22 protein-coding genes are annotated in these 21,640 nt (G+C 68.0%); 10 read left to right on the top strand and 12 right to left on the bottom strand.

Going from position 1 to position 21,640, the window contains the following annotated elements; genetic code table 11:
• Positions 1–80 precede the first annotated feature (80 nt).
• Both iniR and C6A86_RS02445 read right to left on the bottom strand, forming a co-directional pair.
• Positions 81–2,504 carry an isoniazid response ATPase/transcriptional regulator IniR gene (gene iniR, locus C6A86_RS02440; protein WP_233213113.1) on the bottom strand — a complete coding sequence of 808 codons (2,424 nt, stop codon included), beginning with the start codon at positions 2,502–2,504 and terminating at the stop codon, positions 81–83.
• 5 nt (positions 2,505–2,509) lie between these two features.
• A complete protein-coding gene (locus tag C6A86_RS02445; protein ID WP_105364670.1) occupies positions 2,510–4,300 on the bottom strand; it encodes an Hsp70 family protein in 1,791 nt (596 codons plus the stop codon).
• A gap of 275 nt (positions 4,301–4,575) precedes the next feature.
• Between C6A86_RS02445 and C6A86_RS02450 the strand changes: the two genes are divergently transcribed.
• The 4 genes from C6A86_RS02450 to C6A86_RS02465 all read left to right on the top strand — a co-directional run bounded on the left by C6A86_RS02450 (position 4,576) and on the right by C6A86_RS02465 (position 9,814).
• Positions 4,576–5,085: an Rv0340 family IniB-related protein gene (locus tag C6A86_RS02450; protein ID WP_105364671.1), complete on the top strand. Its 510-nt coding sequence runs from the start codon at positions 4,576–4,578 to the stop codon at positions 5,083–5,085.
• 297 nt (positions 5,086–5,382) lie between these two features.
• The gene (locus C6A86_RS02455) at positions 5,383–6,354 is read left to right on the top strand and encodes an IniB N-terminal domain-containing protein (protein WP_105364672.1); all 972 of its coding nucleotides are present in this window, start codon (positions 5,383–5,385) and stop codon (positions 6,352–6,354) included.
• Between the two features lie 78 nt (positions 6,355–6,432).
• Positions 6,433–8,274: a dynamin family protein gene (locus C6A86_RS02460; protein ID WP_199196300.1), complete on the top strand. Its 1,842-nt coding sequence runs from the start codon at positions 6,433–6,435 to the stop codon at positions 8,272–8,274.
• A gap of 40 nt (positions 8,275–8,314) precedes the next feature.
• Complete coding sequence (locus tag C6A86_RS02465; protein ID WP_105364673.1) at positions 8,315–9,814, top strand: dynamin-like GTPase family protein; 1,500 nt, start codon at positions 8,315–8,317, stop codon at positions 9,812–9,814.
• A 3-nt stretch (positions 9,815–9,817) separates the two neighbouring features.
• Here C6A86_RS02465 and C6A86_RS02470 read toward each other — a convergent pair whose 3' ends face one another.
• The 8 genes from C6A86_RS02470 to C6A86_RS02505 form a co-directional block, all read right to left on the bottom strand.
• Positions 9,818–10,231 (bottom strand): hypothetical protein, encoded by a 414-nt coding sequence (locus tag C6A86_RS02470; RefSeq protein WP_233213114.1) that lies wholly within the window; start codon positions 10,229–10,231, stop codon positions 9,818–9,820.
• Between the two features lie 22 nt (positions 10,232–10,253).
• Entirely contained in the window at positions 10,254–11,195 is a 942-nt protein-coding gene (locus C6A86_RS02475) for an LLM class F420-dependent oxidoreductase (RefSeq protein WP_105364675.1), read from the bottom strand.
• A gap of 19 nt (positions 11,196–11,214) precedes the next feature.
• Positions 11,215–11,763: a DUF6461 domain-containing protein gene (locus tag C6A86_RS02480; protein ID WP_105364676.1), complete on the bottom strand. Its 549-nt coding sequence runs from the start codon at positions 11,761–11,763 to the stop codon at positions 11,215–11,217.
• Positions 11,763–12,386 (bottom strand): TIGR03085 family metal-binding protein, encoded by a 624-nt coding sequence (locus C6A86_RS02485; protein WP_105364677.1) that lies wholly within the window; start codon positions 12,384–12,386, stop codon positions 11,763–11,765. Before C6A86_RS02485 ends, C6A86_RS02480 begins: the two co-directional genes overlap by 1 nt.
• A gap of 16 nt (positions 12,387–12,402) precedes the next feature.
• Positions 12,403–12,957: a hypothetical protein gene (locus C6A86_RS02490; protein WP_105364678.1), complete on the bottom strand. Its 555-nt coding sequence runs from the start codon at positions 12,955–12,957 to the stop codon at positions 12,403–12,405.
• Between the two features lie 75 nt (positions 12,958–13,032).
• Entirely contained in the window at positions 13,033–14,034 is a 1,002-nt protein-coding gene (locus tag C6A86_RS02495; protein WP_105364679.1) for an acetamidase/formamidase family protein, read from the bottom strand.
• A complete protein-coding gene (locus C6A86_RS02500; RefSeq protein ID WP_105364680.1) occupies positions 14,021–14,833 on the bottom strand; it encodes a CbtA family protein in 813 nt (270 codons plus the stop codon). The genes C6A86_RS02495 and C6A86_RS02500 overlap by 14 nt, the downstream gene beginning before the upstream one ends.
• A 14-nt stretch (positions 14,834–14,847) precedes the next feature.
• On the bottom strand, positions 14,848–15,069 hold the full coding sequence (locus C6A86_RS02505; protein ID WP_105364681.1) for a CbtB domain-containing protein: 222 nt from the start codon (positions 15,067–15,069) through the stop codon (positions 14,848–14,850).
• A 262-nt stretch (positions 15,070–15,331) separates the two neighbouring features.
• Between C6A86_RS02505 and nthB the strand changes: the two genes are divergently transcribed.
• From nthB to C6A86_RS02535, 6 genes are all read left to right on the top strand, one after another.
• A complete protein-coding gene (gene nthB, locus C6A86_RS02510; protein ID WP_311101016.1) occupies positions 15,332–16,129 on the top strand; it encodes a nitrile hydratase subunit beta in 798 nt (265 codons plus the stop codon).
• The gene (gene nthA / locus C6A86_RS02515; RefSeq protein WP_105364683.1) at positions 16,050–16,649 is read left to right on the top strand and encodes a nitrile hydratase subunit alpha; all 600 of its coding nucleotides are present in this window, start codon (positions 16,050–16,052) and stop codon (positions 16,647–16,649) included. The genes nthB and nthA overlap by 80 nt, the downstream gene beginning before the upstream one ends.
• Entirely contained in the window at positions 16,646–17,026 is a 381-nt protein-coding gene (locus tag C6A86_RS02520) for a nitrile hydratase accessory protein (protein WP_105364684.1), read from the top strand. Before nthA ends, C6A86_RS02520 begins: the two co-directional genes overlap by 4 nt.
• 15 nt (positions 17,027–17,041) lie before the next feature.
• On the top strand, positions 17,042–17,560 hold the full coding sequence (locus C6A86_RS02525; RefSeq protein WP_105364685.1) for a DUF1097 domain-containing protein: 519 nt from the start codon (positions 17,042–17,044) through the stop codon (positions 17,558–17,560).
• A gap of 69 nt (positions 17,561–17,629) precedes the next feature.
• Positions 17,630–18,070, top strand: coding sequence for a MarR family winged helix-turn-helix transcriptional regulator (locus tag C6A86_RS02530; RefSeq protein WP_233213115.1), 441 nt, complete (start codon positions 17,630–17,632; stop codon positions 18,068–18,070).
• 123 nt (positions 18,071–18,193) lie between these two features.
• Positions 18,194–19,288: a substrate-binding domain-containing protein gene (locus tag C6A86_RS02535; protein WP_233213116.1), complete on the top strand. Its 1,095-nt coding sequence runs from the start codon at positions 18,194–18,196 to the stop codon at positions 19,286–19,288.
• Between the two features lies 1 nt (position 19,289).
• Here C6A86_RS02535 and C6A86_RS02540 read toward each other — a convergent pair whose 3' ends face one another.
• A complete protein-coding gene (locus tag C6A86_RS02540) occupies positions 19,290–20,609 on the bottom strand; it encodes a DUF445 family protein (protein WP_105364687.1) in 1,320 nt (439 codons plus the stop codon).
• Positions 20,610–20,613: 4 nt separating this feature from the next.
• Entirely contained in the window at positions 20,614–21,519 is a 906-nt protein-coding gene (locus C6A86_RS02545) for an Abi-alpha family protein (RefSeq protein WP_311101017.1), read from the bottom strand.
• Positions 21,520–21,640 lie beyond the last annotated feature (121 nt).

The following is a 21,640-nucleotide window of genomic DNA, read 5'->3' on the forward strand; positions in this document are numbered from 1 at the left end:
GTTACATCACCGTTTGCCGCACCGCTAGCAAGGCTGACCTAACTCACTAGTTGGTCGCCCCCGCGCACGGGTGCCGGCGATCAGGCGGGCGTGCCCAGCAGGGCCCGCAACATGGACAGCATCTCCGAGCGGGACTCCGCTCCGAGGCGGCGCCGGATGCGTGCGACGTGATGCTCGACGGTCTTGGCCGAGATGAAAAGTTGGCTGCCGATATCCCGGTAGGGCATACCGAGCAACAGCAACTCGGCAACCTCGCGCTCGCGGTCCGACAGCCGCGATGACGGCGCCGCCGCCGGGCGTGCGGGGGCGCCGGGCGACGGGACCGCGTCGTCGGGGCCCGCCGGTCCGTCCGGGGCATCGGCGGTGGTGGACTTCAGGTCCCGTGCCAGTTGCAGCATCACCCCGGACACCCGCGGATCGGGTGTCTGCAATGCGGCCTGACTGGCCAGCCGGGTGGCATCCCACGTCAGCCCGAACTGCGCGAGCGCGCGCGCCGCCAGCGTCACGTCATCGACGTCGACCTGATGGGCGAGCACCCGCAACCACGACCGCCCGGCCGTCGCCAGCGCCCGCGCATAGCTGCTGTCGGCGGCCGCCGCGGTGAGCGCCTGACCGTGCGGAGCGACGGCCTCCGGTGAATTGGCCAGTATCCCGGCGTGCACCCCGGCCCAGTGCAGCGGCACCGACCACAGCGGGGGGCGGCCCAAGGAGTCGAGCAGCCCGAGCGCGTCGTCGAGCTGTTGTTGCAGCCGGTCCACCTGACGCAGCCGGGCCGCCGCGACCCACAGCTCGCCCAGCGGCAGCAGTGTGAAGAGGTCCGTCGAATACTCCGCGAGCACTTCCATGGCGGCGTACCAGTGCTGCTGCATCGCGCCGGTATCACCGGCGCGGCGCGCGATCGCGGTGCGCAGTGCCGCCGACCAGAGGGCGTCGCGGCGGTGCAAGGTTGTCGGGTCGACGGCGGCGGCGTCGGTGGCGGCCCGGTTGAGCTGACCGTCCAGCATCCGGGTCCAGCCCAGCAGTAGCCGGTGGCGGTGGGCGGTGAAGACCTCGCCGTGTCCGGGGGCGGCGCCCGCGGCGCGTCCGATGACGCTGCGGGCGCGCACCGGGTCCCCGCCGTGCAGCGCGGCCAGGGTGACCAGGGCGGCAGGGCTGTCCGGTGCGACCCGGGTGGACGACCACTCCGCGGTGATCGCCTGGCTCAGCCGGCCGATCGCGGCGGGGAACGGACGATCCAGGGTGTAGAGCAGACCCTCGGCCAGGCTTCGGGCACCGCGCGCCGTCGAGGTCGGGGGCCCGGTATCCGGTACGTCGAGTGCGGCCCGGGCGGTGGCGACGTCACCGGTGGCGATCGACACCACGGCCGCTGCCGAACCGATGAACGCATCCGGGTACGGGCCGAGCCAGCGGAACAGGTCGGCCGCAGCCGCGGCGCTGCCGTCATGCATGGACACACTCGCCGCGATCCGCACCGCCGCGGCCCGCTGCGCGGGGTCGGTGGAGCCGAGCAGCTCGTCGGCCAGGCGCGCGGCCGTCGCGCAGTCACCGGTCAGCGCCAGCGCGTCGCCGAGTTCGGTGCTCAGCTGGGTCGAGCCGGCATCGGACGCCGCGCGGTACAGCCGGGCCGCGTACGTGGGATCGTCGCGGTGTCGCGCCGCCAGGGCGGTCAGCGCGTCGGCGAGCCGGCCGTCCCGCAAACCGTGTTCGGCCATGCCGAGCGCCAGATCGGCTGACAGCGTGCTCATGTCGAGCTGTGAATGCAGCAGTGCGATCTCGCTGTCATGGTGGCGCGCCGTGCCGATGATCTCGGCCACCGCCTGATGCAGGGTGCGCCGGAACGCCGGGTGCTGACCGGGTTCCAGCAGCCCACTGGCCCGGGCGCGATCCACAAGTGCTTGGGCCGCAACGGCGTCCACTCGCAGCGCGGCGGCGATGTCGTCGGGTCCGAGGCGCGGATCCAGTGAGCACAGCAACAAGGTGTCGAGCACCGGTTGATCGAGGCGGCGCAACCGTTCCACGAGCGCGAACCCGGCCGCGTCGGCCGGTGCCGCGGCGCCCTCGGCGGCCGCGAGCAGGAACGGTATCCCCGCTGTCGCGGCGAGCAACTCGTCCACCCGCTCGCTACCCGTGAGGTCGGCGGCCACCCGGGCGCCCAGGGTCACCGCGGGATTCTCCCGGGTCAGCGCCAGCGTCAGCGCACGTAGAGCGCCGTGGTGGGCCAGTGGCTCGGCAGCGACGACGACGGTGCGGCCCGGCTCGGCGGCCCGCTCGCAGAGCAACTCGAGTTCGTCATCGGCGAGCAGATGGGCGTCATCGACGATCAAGGCCCCGGGGCTGTCGTCGGCGGGCCGGCCCAGCACCGGCACACCCGCGTCGCGCAGCGCGGTGCGCACCGCGCTGAGCAGCGTCGTCTTGCCTGCCCCGATACCACCGGAGACCAGCACCTTGACCGGCTCGGAGGGAGCCGCGAGCAACGCCGCGATCGCGCCGGAGTCCGAGCCCACGACGACTATCCGCCTTCGATGACGGGCTCCACGGGATCGGGTTCCGGTATCGGCTCGGGCTCGGGTTCGGGCGGCGGGGCCACCGTGGTGGTCGTGACCGGCGGCTGGGTCGTGGTGGTGACCGGCTTCGTGGTGGTCGTCGTCGGCGGAGTCGTCGTGGTCGTCGTCGTGGTGGTCGTCGTGGTGGTCGTGGTCGTGGTGGTCGACGACGTCGTCGACGGCGTGGTGGTGGTCGTGGTGGTCGTCGACGGCGGGGGCGGGGGAACCTCCGAAGTCGTCACGACACCGTCGTCACCAGTGACGGTCACCGTCTGGGGCTCGGTCACCACCGGTTCGCCGGGCTGCCCGGGTTCGGTGGAGAAGCTCGTGGCCGTCTCGGTGACCGGACCGCTGGGGCTGCTGGTCCCGGTGAGGGTGACGGCGAGACCGCCGACGGCCAGCAGCGCGGCCGCCGCGGCGGCACCGAAGAGCAGCGGCGGACGTTTGTACCAGGGCAGCGGTTCGGGCTCGGCGGGGTAGTCATCCTCGCCGGGGGCGAAGGCTATCGGCGGGCGGGCATCGGTAGGGCTTGCGGCATAACCGGTTTCGTAATCGGGGCCCTGGTAGGGGACTGGCTCCCCGGTCGGTGCGTCGTCATCCTGAGACCACGCCAGCCCGCCGGGGGCCTCCGCGCCGGCGGCTGCGGCACCGGCTGCGGCGCCGGCCCAGCCCATCGTCGGCGCCATCCCGGTGGGTGCGGAATCCGGGCTCGCGGCCGGGGCCAGGCCCGTCGCCGCGCCGGCCTCGGAGGCGAGGTCGGCGACCAGGGAGGCGCCGGCGGCCGCGAGGGTGACGGACTGCGGGGCGGTGACCACCGGAACCTGGAGGCGCTCGGAAAGTCGTTGTGTGACAAGCGGAATGGCGGCACCGCCGCCGACCGTCGCGACCGCGCTCAACCGGCCGGGCGCAATGCCGCTGCGCTGCAACAGTTCTTCGATGGCGGCCAACAGCCCGCCCAGCGGTGGGTCGATGAGCTGGTCGAGCTCGGCGCGGGTGACCCGCACATCGGCGCTGTAGCCGGGAAGTTCGGCGGGTATCACGGTGGCGGTGTCGGCGGACAGCCGTTCCTTGGCCCGGCGGCACTCATCGCGCAGCCGTCCCAGTGACCCGACGGCGGCGGTGCCGGCCGGGTCGGCGTCGCCGGCGTCGGCGATACCGGCGATGACATGGTTGAGCAGCGCCTGATCGATCTGTTCTCCGGAGAAATCGGCGTACCGCAGGGTCGCACCGATCGGCGCGAGCTGCGCGCCGGCGTCGGCCAGCGTGACGCTGGTGCCGGTGCCGCCGAGATCGACGAGGGCGACGACGCCCTGGGCAGGCAGGCTGGCGCGCAGACCGGCCAGTGCGGCCACCGAATCCGGCACCACCGCCGCGGCGGCCAGTCCGGGCTTGTTACGCAGCGCGGTCTGCAGGGCGGCCACCACCGCGGGCGCCCAGTGCGCGGGCAACGCAATGGTGATGGGGTTGCCGCCACCGACGGTGTGCGCCATGGCATCGAGCGCCTCGGCGAGGACCTGATCGCCGCGGTGCGAGGAGCCGTCGGAGGCCACCAGCGGCACCGGGTCTCCGACGCGGTCCACGAAACCGCCGAGCACCAGGCCGGGCTGGCCCAGGTTGGGGTTCTCGCTGGGGACGCCGACCTCGGGCGCGCGATCACTGAACAGGGTCAGCACCGAGCGGCGCGTGACCGGTGGCCGCCCGTCGCGGGCCGCCACCAGATTGGTCATCCCGACGGACAACCCGAGCGAGTCGCTCATGCGGCCTCCTCGCAGGCTCGGACGCCGCATGTGTGCCCGATGATTCGCTCGCAAGCGTCGCTCATGCAATCTCCTTAGACAAACACTCACCTTAACGGCTGGGATACCCGGCCAGCGGGATTCCCCCTAACGTGTCGGAACCCCTAATGGGCAATCCCCTAATGGGTGCCCGCGGCGGCTGGGTTCAACACCGATCTCACCGGCGCCCCCCGTCGATAACATCGGTGCACAGGCTTCAGATGTAACTCCAGGAAAGATGGGGCGGGGACCAACTCATGGCCAACTCACTGCTCGACTTCGTGATGTCGCTGGTGCGGGACTCCGACGCTGCGGCACGCTACGCCGCTGATCCCGCGGCGGCCATCGCCGGAGCCGGCCTGCCCGATGTCACCACTGCCGATGTGGACCAGTTGATCCCGGTCGTCGCCGAATCGCTCTCGTCGGCGGCGCCCGGCCTGGACGCCACCAGTTGGGCCGGCACCTTGCCCGCGGTCGATGCCAACGTCTGGACCAGTGGGGCCGCCACCGCGGCCTTCGATGCGTTCGGTATCGACGATTCGGTGCCGGTGATCGGCCTGGACGATGTGGCCGGCCTGGATGACCTGCCCGTCCACGACGTGTCGACGATCACGGACGACGGCCTCGGCGTGATCCAGGGCCTCGACGATGAGTACGCCGACATCCCGGTCAACACGGTGGTCGAGGACATCCCGGTGCACGACGGCATCCTCGACCACGAATGGAGCGCCGCCCCGGACGCGTCCGGTTTCGACGTCTTCGACTGACCACGCTCGACCCGGAGCCCGCTCAGCTGCGTATTTCTCGCGGCGGGGCGGGCTTTTTGGTGTGTCGGCGACCCCACCCCGGCACCACTTCCCGGGTCGCTGCGCTCCTGCCCTCCGCGACCCCCTAATCCCCTAATGGGGGCACCCCCCAAGCCCCGGTATGGGGGTGGTGGAGGAGGGGATTCCGCCCCGTTTCCGCGGCGTCGCCGCGCTCATAACGTTGTCCTCAGTTCGCCGGACCACCCAGCGACAGGAACGCACGAACATCCTGACCCCAGAATCGAGAAAGGCACTTCAATGACCACCATCATCGACTACATCCTCGACCTCTTCCGTAGCCCCGACCTGGCCGGTGCCTTCGTTGCCGACCCGGAGCAGGCCCTGCGCGATGCCGGTCTGCCCAACGTCACCGCCGCCCAGCTGTCCGCCGTCGCGGCCACCGCCGCCCCGGCCGGGGTTGCCCTCGGCGGCGGGGACCCGGTCCTCGGCCTGCAGCGCGCGGTCGCCGATCACCACAGCCTGGCCAACTCCTTCGCGCCGATGTACGCCCCGCAGCGGACCTTCGCCCCGGAAACCGACATCGCCAGCCACAACCGGACCAACGCCGAGTTCCTGAGCCCGGATCAGAGCTCAGGAGCCAACTCGCAGGTCGGCGGATTCAACCTCGGCTTCGGTGACATCACCTTCGGCAACAAGACCTCCAACACCGCCACCGACGGCGGGGTCGTGGTCGACGGAGACAACGCCGGAACCGTCACCACCGGCAACGGCAACGTGGTCGGCGACGAGAACATCACCGGCGAGGACATCGTGGTCGGCGACGAGAACGTCACCGGTGACAGCAATGTGGTCGGCGACGACAACGTCACGGACAACACCAAGGTCGACGTCGAAACCGGCAACCACTCACCGGTGATCATCGGCGACGAGAACGAGGTGGAGGACAACTCCCAGATCGCCGGCGACGACATCATCTCCGACAACGACGGCCCCGTGCTCAACGACGTCGACACCAGCGGTGGCAACGGCGGGGGCTCGGTGGCCGGTGGCGGCCTCATCGGCGGTGGGCACTCCAGCGGCGGCGACGCCGGTAACGGCGGAGGTATCACCATCATCGACAACTCCGGCTCCCTGGACGCCAGCGATGACGACAGCGTGGTCACCACCGTCGTGGACACCGATATCGACAACTCGGTGGACAACTCCGTCAACAACACCCTCGACGTGGACAACACCATCGAGACCAACGTCGACGCCGGACTCTTCTAGCAAGACCCGCCTGGCGGGGACCGCTTCCCGGTCCCCGCCAGTCGGCGCGCCTACGGTGGACAGCCAGGAGAGGACGAGATGACGCAACCGAAGTCCGGACCTGATGCGCCGGCACGACCTGTCAAGGTGATCGTCGAACTCATCGACCACACCACCAAGATCGCCGGTCTGTACGACCGCGCCGACCTGGCGGAACGGCTGCGCATCGCCAAGGAGCGGATCACCGATCCGCAGATCCGGGTGGTCATCGCCGGTCAGCTCAAGCAGGGCAAGAGCCAACTGCTCAACTCGCTGCTGAACATCCCGGTGGCCCGGGTCGGTGACGACGAGAGCACCGTGCTGGCCACCGTGGTCTACTACGCCGAGACACCGACCGCACGCCTGGTGGTGGTGACTCCCGACGGTGCCGATGCCGAGTTCGTCGACATCGACATGGCGGAGTTGAAGAACGATCTGCGCCGGGCACCGGCCGCGCAGGGGCGCGAGGTGCTCCGGGTCGAGGTCGGCGTGCCCAGCCAGATGCTGAAGAACGGCCTGGCGTTCGTGGACACCCCCGGCGTCGGCGGGCACGGCCAGCCCCATCTGTCGGCGACGCTGGGTCTGTTGCCGGACGCCGATGCTGTGCTGATGATCAGCGACACCAGCCAGGAATTCACCGAACCGGAGCTGACGTTCATCCGGCAGGCCGTCGAAATCTGCCCGACCGCAACGATTGTGGCCACCAAGACCGATCTGTACCCGCACTGGCGCGATATCGTCGCCGCCAATCAGGCGCACCTGCGCCGCGCCGCGATCAGCACCCCGGTGATCCCGGCGAGTTCGGTGCTGCGCAGCCACGCCGTGAGCCTGAACGACAAAGAGCTCAACGAGGAGTCCAACTTCCCGGCCATCATCAAGTTCCTGTCCGAGAAGGTGATGTCACGGGAGAACGACCGGATCCGTGACCACGTTCTCGGCGAGATCCGTTCCGCCGCAGAGCATCTGACGCTCACCGTGCACAGCGAGCTGTCGGTGCTCAACGATCCGGCCGCCCGTGAGCGGCTCACCGCGGATCTGGAACGGCGCAAGGAGGAAGCCCAGGACGCGTTGCAGCAGACCGCGCTGTGGCAGCAGACCCTCAATGACGGCATCGCCGACCTGACCGCCGATGTCGATCACGATCTGCGCAACCGGTTCCGGCTCATCACCGCCCACACCGAGAAGGTGATCGACGGCTGCGACCCCACCCAGCACTGGGCCGAGATCGGCACCGAACTGGAGACCTCCGTCGCCACCGCCGTCGGCGACAACTTCGTCTGGGCCTACCAGCGGGCCGAGGCCCTGGCGGCCGAGGTCGCCCGGCTGTTCACCGAAGCGGGCCTGGACGTCGTCGAACTGCCCGAGGTCAGCGCCCGCGACATGGGCGCCGGTTTCGGCGAGTTCAAATCGGTGTCCAGGCTGGAGGCCAAACCGATCAAGGCCGGCCACAAGGTGGTCACCGGCATGCGCGGTTCCTACGGCGGCATCCTGATGTTCGGCATGCTCACCTCGTTCGCCGGGCTGGGCATGTTCAACCCGTTGTCGCTGGGGGCGGGATTCCTGTTGGGCCGCAAGGCCTACAAGGAGGACATGGAAAACCGGATGCTGCGCGTGCGCAACGAGGCGAAGACCAACGCGCGCCGGTTCGTCGACGACATCGCCTTCATCGTGAACAAGGAGTCCCGGGACCGGTTGCGCGCGGTGCAGCGGCAGCTGCGCGACCACTACCGCGGTATCGCCAACCAGACCAGCCGCTCGCTCAACGAGTCGCTGCAAGCCACCCTCGCGTCGGCGAAAATGGAAGAGGACCAGCGCAACACCCGGATCAAGGAGCTCGAACGCCAGCTCAACATCCTCAAGCAGGTCGTCGACAACGTCGACAAACTCGTTGCCCCCGGTTGATTCCCCTTCGCTTCGCTCGCCCCTTTAAGCTGGGCCGGTCATGAGCACCAGCGAACACGTCCGCGCAATTCTCGGCGGCACGATTGCCGCCTACCGGGCCGATCCGATGTATCGGCAGCGCCCCGATGTGCACGCCGAGCTCGAACGGATCGAACGCCGGCTGAACGAGCCGATGCGGATCGCGCTGGCCGGGACCCTGAAGGCCGGTAAGTCCACGCTGGTCAATGCGCTCGTCGGCGAGGACATCGCCCCGACCGATGCCACCGAGGCCACCCGCATCGTCACCCGGTTCCGGCATGGGCCGTCCCCGAAGGTGACGGCCAATCACCGCGACGGCGGACGGTCGAACGTCCCGATCGCCCGCGCCGCCGGCGACCAGCAACGCAGCCTGACGTTCAGCTTCACCGGGCTGGACCCCGAGGACGTCGAGGATCTCGACGTGGAATGGCCCGCCGCCGAACTGATCGACACCACGATCATCGACACACCGGGCACCTCCTCGCTCTCGCGCGATGTGTCGCAGCGGACACTGCGGTTGCTGATTCCCCAGGACGGGGTGCCCCGGGTGGACGCCGTGGTGTTCCTGCTGCGCACCCTCAATGCCGCCGACATCGCGCTGCTCAAACAGATCGGTGAACTCGTCGGCGGGTCCTCGGGAGCGCTCGGCGTGATCGGGGTGGCGTCTCGCGCCGACGAGATCGGCGCCGGCCGCATCGACGCCATGCTCTCGGCCCGCGATGTCGCCACCCGCTTCACCGCCGAGATGGACAAGACCGGGATCTGCCAGGCGGTGGTGCCGGTGTCCGGGTTGCTCGCGCTGACCGCGCGCACGCTGCGCCAGAGCGAGTTCGTCGCGCTGGAGAAGCTGGCCGGGGTGCCCCCCGCGGAACTGGCCAAGGCGATGTTGAGCGTGGACAGGTTCGTGCGGGAGGACGCCGCGCTGCCGGTGGACGCCGCGACCCGCGCCGCCCTGCTCGAGCGGTTCGGGATGTTCGGCATCCGGATCTCCATCGCCGTGCTCAGCGCTGGGATCGCCGATTCGGGGGCGCTGGCCGACGAACTGCTGGAGCGCAGCGGCCTGATCGCGCTGCGTGACGTCATCGACCAGCAGTTCGCGCAGCGCTCCGATCTGCTCAAGGCGCATACGGCGCTACTGTCGCTGCGGCGCTTCGTCCAGGTCAACCCGATCTACGCCGGCCGGCAGATCCTCGCCGACATCGACCCGCTGCTCGCCGATGCGCATGCCTTCGAGGAGCTGCGTCTGCTGAGCCAATTACGTTCCCGGCCAACCACCTTGACCGAAGATGAGATGTCCTCTCTGCGGCGCCTGATAGGCGGCTCGGGTACCGACGCGGCCAGCAGGCTCGGCCTGGGCCCCGACGCACCGAACGACGGCCCGCGCGCCGCGTTCGCTGCCACCCAGCGGTGGCGCCGCCGGGCCGACCATCCGCTCAACGATCCGTTCACCACCAGGGCCTGCCGGGCGGCCGTGCGCAGCGCCGAGGGGCTGGTCGCCGAGTTCCACGCCCGGGGCAGGTAGTCGTCAGGGCTGCGGGTACAGCGTCCTGGTCTCGTTCTGACGCGCCCGGCGCCGGGTGGTGGTGGTCTCTTCGTCATCGTCATCGTCGTCGTTGTTCGCCCGCGAGCGTGGGGTGCGGGTCGGACGCTCCGACGAGGACGTCTCCGAGGAGGACGACGGGCCGATCACATCGATGATGTCGCTCGTCTCCGGCGGACTGGTGCTGGTGATCGTCGATGTCGTGGTCGATGAGGCGCCGGTGGCCGATGACGAATCCGAGAACGGCGTCACGTACTCCAGCGGTGCCGGCTCGGTGCCGCCGGCCTGCCGGACCACGAACATCGTCAACCACACCACCAGTCCGATGGCCGCGAGCGCGGCCACACTGGCGGCCAACAGGGTGGGCGTTCGCTCATGCCACTTGGGGTCGCCCGTCACGGCCACCGATAGTAGCCCCGGATCAATCCAGCTGCCGGATGACCTCCGAGGCGAAGAATGCCAGGTGGTCGAGATCGGACATATCCAGAACCTGCAGGTAGACCCGCTGGACTCCGGCCCGGCTGAAGGCGCCCAGCTTGTCGACGATCTCCCCGGCGGAACCCGCGAGCGGTGAGTTGCCGCGCATCTCGTCGAGTTCGCGCCCGATCGCCGCTGCCCGCCTGGTGAGCTCGGCCTCGTCGCTGCCCGTGCACAGGACGAAGCAGGCCGAGTACACCAGCGAATCCGGGGCGCGGCCGGCGTCGGCGACCGCGGTCGCCACCCGGTCGTATTGCGCCGTCAGGTCTTCCAGCGAGGCGAACGGGATGTTGAACTCGTCGGCGAACTGCGCGGTGAGCGCGGGTGTCCGCTTGGGGCCCGCACCGCCGATGATGATCGGCGGACGCGGGGTCTGGGCGGGCTTGGGCAGCGCCGGCGAATCCTTGACGGTGTAATGCGTTCCGGCGTAATCGAAGGTGTCACCGACCGGGGTGTCCCACAGCCCGGTCAGGATGTGCAACTGCTCGGTGAGACGGTCGAAACGTTCGCCCAGCGGCGGGAACGGGATGGCGTAGGCCAGGTGCTCGGACTCGAACCAGCCGGCGCCGATACCGAGTTCGACTCGGCCGCCGCTCATTTCGTCCACCTGCGCGACGGCGATGGCCAACGGTCCGGGGTGCCGGAAGGTGGCCGATGTGACCATGGTGCCCAACCGGATGGTGTTGGTTTCCCGCGCGATGCCGGCCAGTGTCACCCAGGAATCGGTGGGGCCGGGCAGGCCGTCACCGGCCATGGCCAGGTAGTGATCGGACCGGAAGAAGGCGGAGTATCCGAGTTGTTCGGCGGCTTGTGCAACGGCGAGCTGGTCGGCGTACGTGGCGCCCTGCTGGGGTTCGACGAAGACACGGAAGTCGAGGGAAGGCATGCCGACAACGATAGTTGGTTCACCCGGGCAGGGCGGCGACCGCGACGGTGAACGCGGCCCGCTCGAAGAATTCGGGGGAACAGCTCACCCCGGTGATGCGCTCGGCCAACGCGAACCCCGCTGCGGTCAGGTCGCCACCGAGATCCAGCAGGTCACCGAGCGCATCGGGTTCGGCGCCGAGCCGCTCGTCCGGGAACAGCAGATCGACGTCGAGCAGCAGCCGGCCGTCACGCCACCAGTGGAAGCGGCTCACCGAGTTGATATTGCGGAAGTGCGAGACGATGGTCCGGCCCTCCGACAGCGGGCCGGTGGCCGCCTCCGTCACACCGAGGTAGCCGTTCAGCTCGGCGATCACCGCCCAGCCGGGAGCGGCGTCGGTGACCGCGATGATCGCCTCGTCGGGCCGGTAGCCGGCATCCCAGCGCTCGACGGTCCGCGACACCACGGCATCGATGCCTTGGACGTGCGCGAGGGTGCTCGCCCCGAGCGCGGTGGTGAGCGCTGCGGGGGTGATACCGCTGATCAGCGTGACGCAGTGGCCCTCGGCGGTCCAGGCCCAGTCGGCCATCACAGACCGCGGTGGCTGCCCTGCACCGCGGCGATGGCGTCGGCGTCCCCGTCGAAGCTGACCCGGGCGGGTTCGCGGCCCGCGGCGAACAACAACAGTTCGCCGGGATCGCCGCTGACGGTCACCGGCGATCCCTTGCCTGCGGTGGTCAGCACCTTGCCCTCTCGGGTGGCCAGCGATACCCGGGCCGGTGCCCTGGACAGCGTCATGCGTCCGAACATGCCGACCCGGCCGGCCAGCGCAGCTGTGGTCTCCTGATCGAGAACCCTTGGTTCCCAATCTGTTCCGGCGCGACGGACATCTTCGTGATGGATGAACATCTCGGTGACGTTCGCGAACCGGTCGATCAGGATGAACGGGGAGTACAGCGGCGGGCCGGCGGCCACCTGGGCGAGCAGGTCGGACCAGTCGGTGGAAGCCGTCACCTGATCCTGCACGCGGGCGGTGTAACCGGCCAGCTGGGGCACCAGGATTCCGGGGGCGGCGTCGAGGCGGCGTTCCCGGACCACCAGATGCGCGGCCAGATCACGGGTGTTCCAGCCCTCGCACAGCGTGGGTGCGTCGGGGCCGGTGGCCCGCAGGGTCTCCACCAGCGCCGCACGTTCCTTGCGGGCAATGCTCATATCGCGACACGGTCCATCAGTACGTCTCCACACCTTCGATTCGGACGACCATGCCATGCCCGGTGCCGTCGTTGGTGAAACGCGTGCCGGCCTCCGATGCCTCGATGGTCCAGCCCAGTGCGGTGTAGGTCCGGTAGTCCAATGGCACGGTCGGGATGTCGCCGAGGTTGCCGGATACCCAGGTGACGGCGCCGTCGGCGTTGAGGTTGACGCCGTTGGCCGGGAATCCGTCGATGCTCGGCGACTTCTCGAACTCGGCCTCGCAGCTCACCGCCTCGACGTTGAGCTGGCAGCGGGTCAACCCCGATTTCGTCTCGAGGTAGACGTAGCCGTTCTGCGGTGCGAGAGCCTCGGCGCCCGGGGGCCGGGGGGTGGCCGATGACGGCGGAGGTGCCGGGGTCGCCGAGGTGGTGCGACTGGGTCGCGTCGTCGGGAAGTCCGGTTCGGTGCCCGAGGGAGCCGAACCGACGGGGTTTCCGTCGGTGCTGTCACTGCATCCGGCGAGCACCACGGTGAGCGCGATCGCACCGGCCCCGATGCACGCTGCTGCCCGTTTCGCCCTGCCTGCCACGAGTTCGAGGCTACCGGGCAGAACCCCGAATACCGGTCGATGACGTCGGCGACGGCACGTCGGCGTCGAGCGCAGCTAGGTCAATGCGCCGCCGCGGCGTCGCATCAGCTGGTGCATTGCCTGGTACGGGCTGCACGGTGGCAGCAGCGATTTGTGGATCTTGGTCACCGCGCTGTAGTTGACGTCCACCACGTTCGCCAATGGCGACAGACAGAGCTGGGCACACAACTGGTAGGCGTCCATGGTTGCCAGCCCGTACAACTCACTGAGCCAACGCACCATCTCGACCTGGCTGCAGCGCCACGCGTCCTCGAGCGGACGTGCCGATCCCACAGTCAGGATGGCGTCGTCGTGTTCCATGCGAGGCCAGGCGGGGGCGTGGCCCTTGATGAGATCGACGATCAGCGTGACATTCATGGCTCCTTCGAGAGCGGTGCCGCAGGTCTCGCCCTCGCCCTGCCGGTAGTGGCCGTCGCCCACCGAGAAGGCCGCGCCGTCGACGTTGACCCCCAGATAGACGGTGGTGCCGGCCCGTAGCTCCGGGGTGTCCATATTGCCCCCGAAGTAGTCGGGCACCAGCGTGGTGCGCACCTCCCGAAGGGCCGGTGCCACGCCGAGCGTGCCCAACATCGGGGCCAGCGGTAGCTCCCAGGAGAAGTCGCCTTCGTGGGCGACGAACGTCGCCGACGATGCCGCTCGGTCGACCGCGTAGATCCAGGTCAGCTCCGGCAGCGGGGCCTGCAGACCGGCGGTGCGATCGGTGCCGGTGAGGGCGCCGAACAGCGGAATCGTCGTCGACGCCGCCCAGTCACGCGCGGGTTCCAGCGACACGATGTGCACCGCAAGAGTGTCACCGGGCTCGGCTCCGGTGACATGAAATGGCCCGGTCTGGGGGTTGAGTTCCTTCGGGTTGAGCACCTCGCTGGGCTTGTCGCCGGCGGAGGTGACCCGGCCGGCGAAGGCATCCTCAGTCCACAGCCGCAGCGCGGTTCCGGGCTCGACTTCCATCACCGGTTCGGCGCCGCCGAATGTCCAGACGTACTGGTCGGGGGTCGGCGTGAACTCAACGATGCGCATGCACGTCACCTCCGACGGTCGCGGCCCGGCCTGCGGACACGGCACGGGGAAGCAGCACGGCATAGCTGCCCGCGATGACGAACCACAACAACGCCTGGCAGATCAGCGCATCGGTGCGAAAGTCGGCCAGCAGGTCGGCGGGGAACCCGGGAAAGAGCAGAGTGCCGTCTGAATCGGTGATGGCCGAGGGCGTTTCACGGAAGGAGGGCAGCGCGATGATCACTGCTGATATCGCTGCCAGGTATCCGACGCACCCCGTGACCGCTGCCGCCCAGCCGCCCAGCCGCGGTGCCAGCCGTAGTGCCGCGGTACCCGCGACCGCGGCCAGTGCCACCGACGCGATGATCACCGCGAGGTAGGCGGTGGTGCGGTCACCGGCTGACTCCGCTTGTCCCACACCGGGAAGATTGGCCGGATAGGCGACCCAGGGCACCACCGCCACGGTGACGAACCCCGCCGCCGCTACCAGGACCGCCACCAGTCGTGGGTCTGCGGTGATCCGGTGCCGCTGCAGGGTCGCCAGCGCGATGCTCACCGCCACGGCGAACAGGGCACCGGTGATGATCGCGAACATGATCGTGCCGACGCCCGCCCCGATGTTCTCCTGGACAGCACGGGAGAACACCTCGTGCTCGTGGGCGTGCTCGCCACCGGCACCGGCCGCGGCGTGCGACCGTGCCTCCTCGTAGGAGATGGCCTCGGCGATCAGCGGAGCAATCTGCGCGCGGGCGTAGAGAAATGAGGCACTGCCGGCCAACGCGCCGGCGAGCAGCCCGAGCCCGATGATTCTCTTTTCCATGATGAGGATTCCGATCAGTGGCAGGGGAAGCCGAGCAGGTGGCGGGCATCGTGGAGGAACTCGTGCACGTGGGTGTCGGATCCGAACACCGAGACTGCCCCCTGGTCGTAGCCCAGGAAGTAGTAGGCGATGAGCGCCAGCACGGTGGTGCTCGTGAGCCACAGTGCGGTGCTGGTCGTGGCACTGTCCGGCAGCGCCACTCCGATGGACTTGGTTCCGGTATCTGCAGTCGACATCTGCGATCTTCCTCTCGTGGGTGCCAATACTTCCAATTGACAACTATTTCGTGACGCCCACAGTGTGGGAAGCGATTGATGGCCGCGTCAACTCGTATGGGGCCTTGAGCTGGGTTGGAAACCCATATTTAACCTGCCGGGACGCGAAGGTTAAGTGCTTGTAACGGCTGCGCCGACGGATTGCGCAGCGGCCGTTGGGTGTTCATAGTTCCAGGTGGAACTATTACAGATCCCAAGTAAAGAAACGGAGGTGCGATCGGCAATGCATGGTCCACACGATGTCGGTGGCCGGGACGGGCTCGGCCCCGTCGCCACCGAGTTCCTGGAACCGGGTATCCCGGACTGGCGCTACCCGTTCGAGGGACGGATGCACGCGGTCACGGCAATGGCGCTGCAGCAGGGTGTTTTCAACCTCGACGAACAACGGCACGGAATCGAGTTGATGAAGTGGAGTGACTACACCGACTCCACCTACTACTCACACTGGCTGTTCTCGGTGGAGAAACTGCTCAACGACAAGGGGATCATCTCGCACGAAGAGGTTGATCAGCGGATGAAGGAGCTGGGCGCACCGGCGATGACGCCGCACCCGGCCAAACCCGAGACGCTCTCGCCGCTCGCCGCGAACATGATGGATTTCATCTGGAACGGCACCCCGCATGACCTCCCCGCGACCACCCCACCGGTGTACGAGATCGGCGCAGCCGTTCGGGTGCTCAACCTCCACGAGTCCACCCACAACCGCCTACCCGGCTATCTCAATCGCGCCACCGGAGTGGTGGTCAAGCAGTACGGGGCCTATCGCGATCCGGCCGCCAGCGCGCACCGGCAGGTCGAGGAGCCGCACCAGCTCTACATGGTGCGCTTCAGTGCCACCGAGCTGTGGGGCGACACCGTGACCGAAGAGTTCGATCTCTACGCAGACCTGTTCGAGGGATACCTGAGCCGGCCGGCGCCTGACTACGAAGGAGTATTTCGAGATGGATTGGATTTCCATGGCCGACGTCGAGGCGCGGGTCAACGCGCTGGAGTCGCTGATGGTCGAAAAGGGTCTGGCTGAGCACGAGGCGGTCGATGCCGTGGTGGCCTCGTTCGAGAACGACATGGGCCCGGTCAACGGGGCCAAGGTGGTTGCTCGGGCCTGGACCGACCCGCAGTACCGCGAGTGGTTGCTGTCCGATGCCACCGCGGCGATCGCCGATATGGGCTTCACCGGACTGCAGACCGAACACATGGTGGCCGTCGAGAACACCGCGGAGCGGCACAACGTCGTGGTGTGCACCCTGTGCTCGTGTTACCCGTGGACGCTGCTGGGCATTCCGCCGGCCTGGTTCAAGTACCCGCAATACCGTGCGCGCGTGGTGAAGGAGCCGCGCAGTGTGCTCTCCGAGTTCGGGGTGACGCTGGCCGACGACGTCAAGATCGACGTGTGGGACAGCAGCGCGGAGATCCGCTATCTGGTGATCCCGCAGCGGCCGGCGGGCACCGAGGACCTCACCGCCGACGAGCTGGTTCCGCTGATCAGTCGGGACTCCATGGTGGGCACCGCGCTGGTCACCTCGTCTGCGGGGTCGCGATGACGGCGTCCACGCTGGACTTCGCCGGGCTCGACGAGCTCGGCGGTCCGGTCGCGCTGCCCAGATCCAACGGTGAGCTGATCTTCGACGCACCTTGGCAGGGACGGCTTTTCGGACTCGTGGTGCACATGTGCGAGTCCGGCCGCTTCGAATGGAACGACTTCAAGAAGCACCTGATCGAGGTCATCGACGCCTCCGCGGTCGACGATGTCTGCGATCCGTCGATCTACTACCGCCAGTTCGGGCAGGCATTCAGCCGGCTGGTCGCCGAGAAGGGCTACGTCAGTGCCGATCTCATCGAGCAGCGCAGTCGGATCGAGTCCGAACGTCTGTCGCACAACGACCACGACCACGACCATGACCATGACCACCACCACTGAGGGAAGGGATCGTTGATGTCCAAGCTCACCGCTCTGTCGCTGAGCGTCGGGGTGTTCGGCATGCTCTCGACGTTGATGACGGCGACCCTCTGGCCGCTGCCGGTCTGGGTGTTGTTCCTGGCATGGGCGTCCTTCTTCTTCGTCGGATCCGGGTTGACGGGTTTCGCAAAGTCCGTCGCCTGCAACTGGACCGGAATCGTGATCGCCACGGCCACCCTGCTCTCGGTACAGGCCACCGGCAGCGCACTGTGGCTGTCGGTCGCGGTCGGAGTCGGCAGTCTGGCCATGGTGCAGGCCTCACGCCTGCCGTGGATCTCGGCGACGCCGGCGATTGTGTTCGGATTCGCGATGACGGTCGGCACCATCGCCGCGACCGGAAACGGCATCACCACGGCAGGGATCGGTCATCCTGCGCTTGTCGCGGCCGTCACCGCGTTCGTCGGCGCGGGCTTCGGCGTGGCCTCCGAATGGGGTGGGTCGTTGATCGCCAGGGTATTCGGTTCAAGCGCGGCACCGGTCGCGCAGCCCGCGTGACCGGCGACACCCCGATAAGCTGCACATCAACAACAGTTCGCGATGGAAGCGATCACGTCAGGAGCGGTAGTGCCGATCTCGACCAGCGTCGAAAGTGTCTCCGAAGTGTTCTTCCGGATCGGTCGCTGGTGGACCGAATCGCTGTCGCAGGGTCTGCTCGACAGCGAGGTCAGCACCATCGAGGGATGGCGGGTCCTCGGCGCACTGCGCGGCGGTGAGGGCTTCACCATGAGTGAAATGTCAACGGCCATGGCCATTCCGCCACCCACGCTGACACGCATCGTGGACAAGCTGGTCGACGGCGGCTTCGTGCTCCGGCGCGTCGACGCCACTGACCGCAGACGTGTGCTCATCTATCTGTCGGCCAGGGGCAAGTCGAAAGTGCGTCGGCTGGCCCGGCAAGAGGCGGCGATGAAAGCCACCCTCGCCGAGGAGTTCGGCGAGGAGAACGCGGTTCAACTGATCAGGACGCTCGCTCGCGCCAGTGAGCTGCCGGTCCCGGGCCGCTGATCCCGCGGGTTGCTGCCAGATCGCAACTTTTTCACCTCCTGAACAACCACGCAATGTCGCGTTAACGGGACCCCGTGAAGATGACGCCAAAGGCTCGGCACGACCGGGTGAATGGAGGCAACGATGGATGTGACATCGATGCCCGCGGGTGCGGCCCGGCCCCGATCCACCGTCGACATCGCACTCGTGGTGCCCAGAAGTGGGTCGGCCGGCATCTATGGCCCGTCCTGTGAGGCCTGCGCCGAACTGGCCATCGCCGATGTGAACGCGACCTCCGGGCTCATGGGCAAGCAGGTTCGCCTCCGGTTGGTGGACGGTAGCCGCGCGCCGTCGGTCGTCGCGGCGGAGATCCAGCGGCTGCTCCAGCGCGGGGCGATCGACGCGGTCACCGGATGGCACATCTCGCCGGTCCGGCAGGCCATCGCCCGGGTCACCGCCAACCGGGTGCCCTACGTGTACGGACCGCTCTACGAGGGCGGCGAACGGACGCCGGGGCTGTTCCTCACCGGCGAGACGCCCTCGCGCCAGCTGCTGCCGGCGATGGACTGGATGAACGCCGAATACGGCATCGACCAGTGGGTGCTGATCGGCAACGACTACATATGGCCCCGCCAGACCGGTGTGGCCGCACGATTGCATGCCCGCTCGCAGGGCCGGCCGCTGTTGGACGAGATCTACGTTCCGCTCGGAACACAGGACTTCGGCGCGGCGATACGCCAGGTCGAGGAGACCGGAGCGGCGGGCGTGCTGCTGCTGCTGGTCGGCGGCGACGGGGTGGCGTTCAATCGCCAGTTCGCCGCTGCCGGCCTGTGCCCGGCTGTTCCCCGGCTGAGCCCGCATGTCGAAGAGAACATGCTGCTGGCCAGCGGCAGTGACAGCAATGACGGGTTGTTCGCGGCCGCAGGATATTTCGAAGCACTCAACACCACGGCCAGCATGGACTTCGCATCGCGCTACTACGGTCACTTCGGCTTGTCGGCGCCGGCCCTCAACAGCATCGGCGAATCCTGCTACGAAGCCCTCACCCTGTTGATCGCGCTGGTGTCGCGGGCCGGATCGCTGGGCATCGATGCCCTCACCGGTGCGGCGGATGGCCTGACCTACATCAGCCCCCGTGGTGAGGTCACGATGCGCGGCAATCAGATGGCGCAGGACATCTATGTGGCCGAGGCCAAGGGCCTGGACTTCGAGGTGCGGTCCCGCATCTCGGCCGCCTGAGCTACTGGTGCAGCACGATCCGGACGAGTTCCGGAATTGCATTGACGGCCGGGGGTTCGTTGCCGAAGTTCTCGATCAGCACCACCTGAAGCTCGCCGACGACACCGCCGAGGATGGCGCCCACGGCGATCATGGTCGGCTCGTCGTCCTTGAACACCGGCCGCAGGATCGACTCGTACTCCTCGTTGGTGAGCTGGCCCATCTTGTCGATGATGGTGTTCTCCAGATCGAGCACGTTCATCGCATAGTCCTGGGCCTCCAGCAGCGTGGTCGGCAGCTGCGCCAGCACCATCTGGACCAGGTTGTCCTTCAGCCCGTTGTAACGCTGGGTGCCGACGGCCATCTTGACCAGGGGCTTGGCGATGCCGGTCTGGGCATCGATGGCCGCGCTGACCTCCTTGCCGACCAGGGCGAACAGTTTGTCCGCGCCCGGGCCGCGCAGCACCCCGTCGAACAGGATCTCGGGGGAGAACAGGTCCTCGGCCAGGATCCTGGCGTAATCGCGGGTGACCTTGTCCCGCTGCGCGTGTAGCAGGCCCTGGAAGGGGATGAAGCCGAGATACTTCTTGGGTTCGATGGGGCGGAACAGCATGTTCAACGCGATGTAGTCGCTGATGAAGCCGACGCCGAAACCGAAGGCCGGCATGATCCAGGGATTCTGGAACAGCGCCCAGGCGAACATCTGGACGACGCCGATGACGAGTCCGAAATAGATGCCGCTGCGCCGGACGAACGCCATCGCGTCGTCACCCATACCGCGCATCAACTTGTTGAGCTTGTCCTTGTTGCGGACCAGGGTGGTCACGGCCAGGTACTGCACATCGACGAATCGCGACAGATCGGAGCGCATCTCGTTCATCAGCGATTCGACGACGCGCGGTGTCTCGTCCTGGATCCGTTTCTGGATGGCGCGCCGTCCCGCTTCGGGCAGCGAGTCCCACAGGCCGGGGCGGATCTGTTCGGCGACCTCGCGGGATATCTCGTCGATGGCTTCGGTGAGCGGTTCGCGCAGCGCCTCGACCGCCTCCTTGGCATCGACGCGCTCGAGCAGTTCCTCGGGTTTCAGCAGATTCTGGGTGAGCAGCTCGATGGTCTTGGAGCCCACCTTGCCGGCCCGGCGCGGCACGATACCCTGCCAGCCGAATGGGCCGATACCCTTGAATTCCATTGGGCGGTAAAGCATTTCGACCGCGACGATCTTGGTGCTCCACCCCACGAACGCCGCGATGAACGGCATGGACAGGTAGATGAACCAGTTGACGCCGAAATCGGCCCGAATCTCAGCCCACGACTCGATGGCGAGGATCGCCTCGCCCGTCATCCGTTCACGGACCGTCCTGCTGCACCGCTGCCGCCCACAGCCCCTTGCCCAGCTCCGAGAGGCTCAGCGACAACTTTTCGGTCCGGGCGATCAACGGCCCGCGCGATGCGCTCTTGATCGCCTTCAGCACCATCGGCTCCGCCATCAACACCTCGTAATCCGCTTTTCGTGACGGGTCCTCCGGACCGGTCTCAACCAGTCCAAGGGATAGCAGATGATCGACGTACTGCGGGACCATATGGGGAAGTGCGACATTTGCGGTGCGTCCGATGAGGCACGCGTTCTGCAGTACGACCTGGTTGCGCGACCGGCTGTGCACATTGACCAGCGGTGAGGATGTGCCGTCCGACAGTGCACCGACGATGCGGGCCTCATCGGCGACGAGTTGGTCGAGCAGTCGGTGGTAGAGCTCCTGCTGGCTGCCGCTGGTGCTCTGGTCCAGGGCGCGGTCCAGCAGCCGGCCCAGCTTGGTGTGCAGCGAGTCCGTGGATTCGGGTGCGGCCTCGGCGGACTGCAGCGGGCGCGGCGCGGCATCCAGGGCCTCCAGCCGGTTCTTCACCAGGGTGGCCAGCTGCTCCTCGGTCCAGGTGGCGAGCTTGAGGCCGGTTTTGGCAGCGTCGATGGCGCGGTCGGTGAGGCCCAGTGGGTCGAACCATTTCGGCACCACCGGTTGCTGCTTGGGGGTGCGGATGGCGATGGCGATATCGCCGAGGGGTGTGGCGAAACGGAATCCGCGGCGGTTGAAGCCGTTGCGCTTGACCGGTGTCCTGTCGGTGACGGTGGCCTCGACGGGCTCATCGGCGGGAGCGGGTTCGTCCGGTATCCCCTCGGTGCCGGCGGTCGGGGGGGCCTCGATGATTTCGGTGACGGACTCGTCCGCGGAACCGGGTTGAGGAATCTGCTCGGACATCAGTTGATAGACCCCCATGCACGACGACGGGTGAGCGGCGGCCCCGGTCGTCCTTGACCGCGGTCGCCGTCGTTCCCGGCAGGTTACCTAAGTGTTGGTGTGGCAGCGGCGGGCGGCACAC

The organism is Mycobacterium sp. ITM-2016-00316 (assembly GCF_002968335.2).
Classification (GTDB): Bacteria; Actinomycetota; Actinomycetes; order Mycobacteriales; family Mycobacteriaceae; genus Mycobacterium.

Excerpts from the sequence above, each read along its gene's own strand:
- C6A86_RS02445 (WP_105364670.1), bottom strand. The coding sequence starts at position 4,300 with ATGAGCGACTCGCTCGGGTTGTCCGTCGGGATGACCAATCTGGTGGCG.
- C6A86_RS02450 (WP_105364671.1), top strand. The coding sequence starts at position 4,576 with ATGGCCAACTCACTGCTCGACTTCGTGATGTCGCTGGTGCGGGACTCC.
- C6A86_RS02455 (WP_105364672.1), top strand. The coding sequence starts at position 5,383 with ATGACCACCATCATCGACTACATCCTCGACCTCTTCCGTAGCCCCGAC.
- C6A86_RS02460 (WP_199196300.1), top strand. The coding sequence starts at position 6,433 with ATGACGCAACCGAAGTCCGGACCTGATGCGCCGGCACGACCTGTCAAG.
- C6A86_RS02465 (WP_105364673.1), top strand. The coding sequence starts at position 8,315 with ATGAGCACCAGCGAACACGTCCGCGCAATTCTCGGCGGCACGATTGCC.
- C6A86_RS02475 (WP_105364675.1), bottom strand. The coding sequence starts at position 11,195 with ATGCCTTCCCTCGACTTCCGTGTCTTCGTCGAACCCCAGCAGGGCGCC.
- C6A86_RS02480 (WP_105364676.1), bottom strand. The coding sequence starts at position 11,763 with ATGGCCGACTGGGCCTGGACCGCCGAGGGCCACTGCGTCACGCTGATC.
- C6A86_RS02485 (WP_105364677.1), bottom strand. The coding sequence starts at position 12,386 with ATGAGCATTGCCCGCAAGGAACGTGCGGCGCTGGTGGAGACCCTGCGG.
- C6A86_RS02495 (WP_105364679.1), bottom strand. The coding sequence starts at position 14,034 with ATGCGCATCGTTGAGTTCACGCCGACCCCCGACCAGTACGTCTGGACA.
- C6A86_RS02500 (WP_105364680.1), bottom strand. The coding sequence starts at position 14,833 with ATGGAAAAGAGAATCATCGGGCTCGGGCTGCTCGCCGGCGCGTTGGCC.
- C6A86_RS02505 (WP_105364681.1), bottom strand. The coding sequence starts at position 15,069 with ATGTCGACTGCAGATACCGGAACCAAGTCCATCGGAGTGGCGCTGCCG.
- nthB (WP_311101016.1), top strand. The coding sequence starts at position 15,332 with ATGCATGGTCCACACGATGTCGGTGGCCGGGACGGGCTCGGCCCCGTC.
- nthA (WP_105364683.1), top strand. The coding sequence starts at position 16,050 with ATGGATTGGATTTCCATGGCCGACGTCGAGGCGCGGGTCAACGCGCTG.
- C6A86_RS02520 (WP_105364684.1), top strand. The coding sequence starts at position 16,646 with ATGACGGCGTCCACGCTGGACTTCGCCGGGCTCGACGAGCTCGGCGGT.
- C6A86_RS02525 (WP_105364685.1), top strand. The coding sequence starts at position 17,042 with ATGTCCAAGCTCACCGCTCTGTCGCTGAGCGTCGGGGTGTTCGGCATG.
- C6A86_RS02535 (WP_233213116.1), top strand. The coding sequence starts at position 18,194 with ATGGATGTGACATCGATGCCCGCGGGTGCGGCCCGGCCCCGATCCACC.
- C6A86_RS02540 (WP_105364687.1), bottom strand. The coding sequence starts at position 20,609 with ATGACGGGCGAGGCGATCCTCGCCATCGAGTCGTGGGCTGAGATTCGG.
- C6A86_RS02545 (WP_311101017.1), bottom strand. The coding sequence starts at position 21,519 with ATGTCCGAGCAGATTCCTCAACCCGGTTCCGCGGACGAGTCCGTCACC.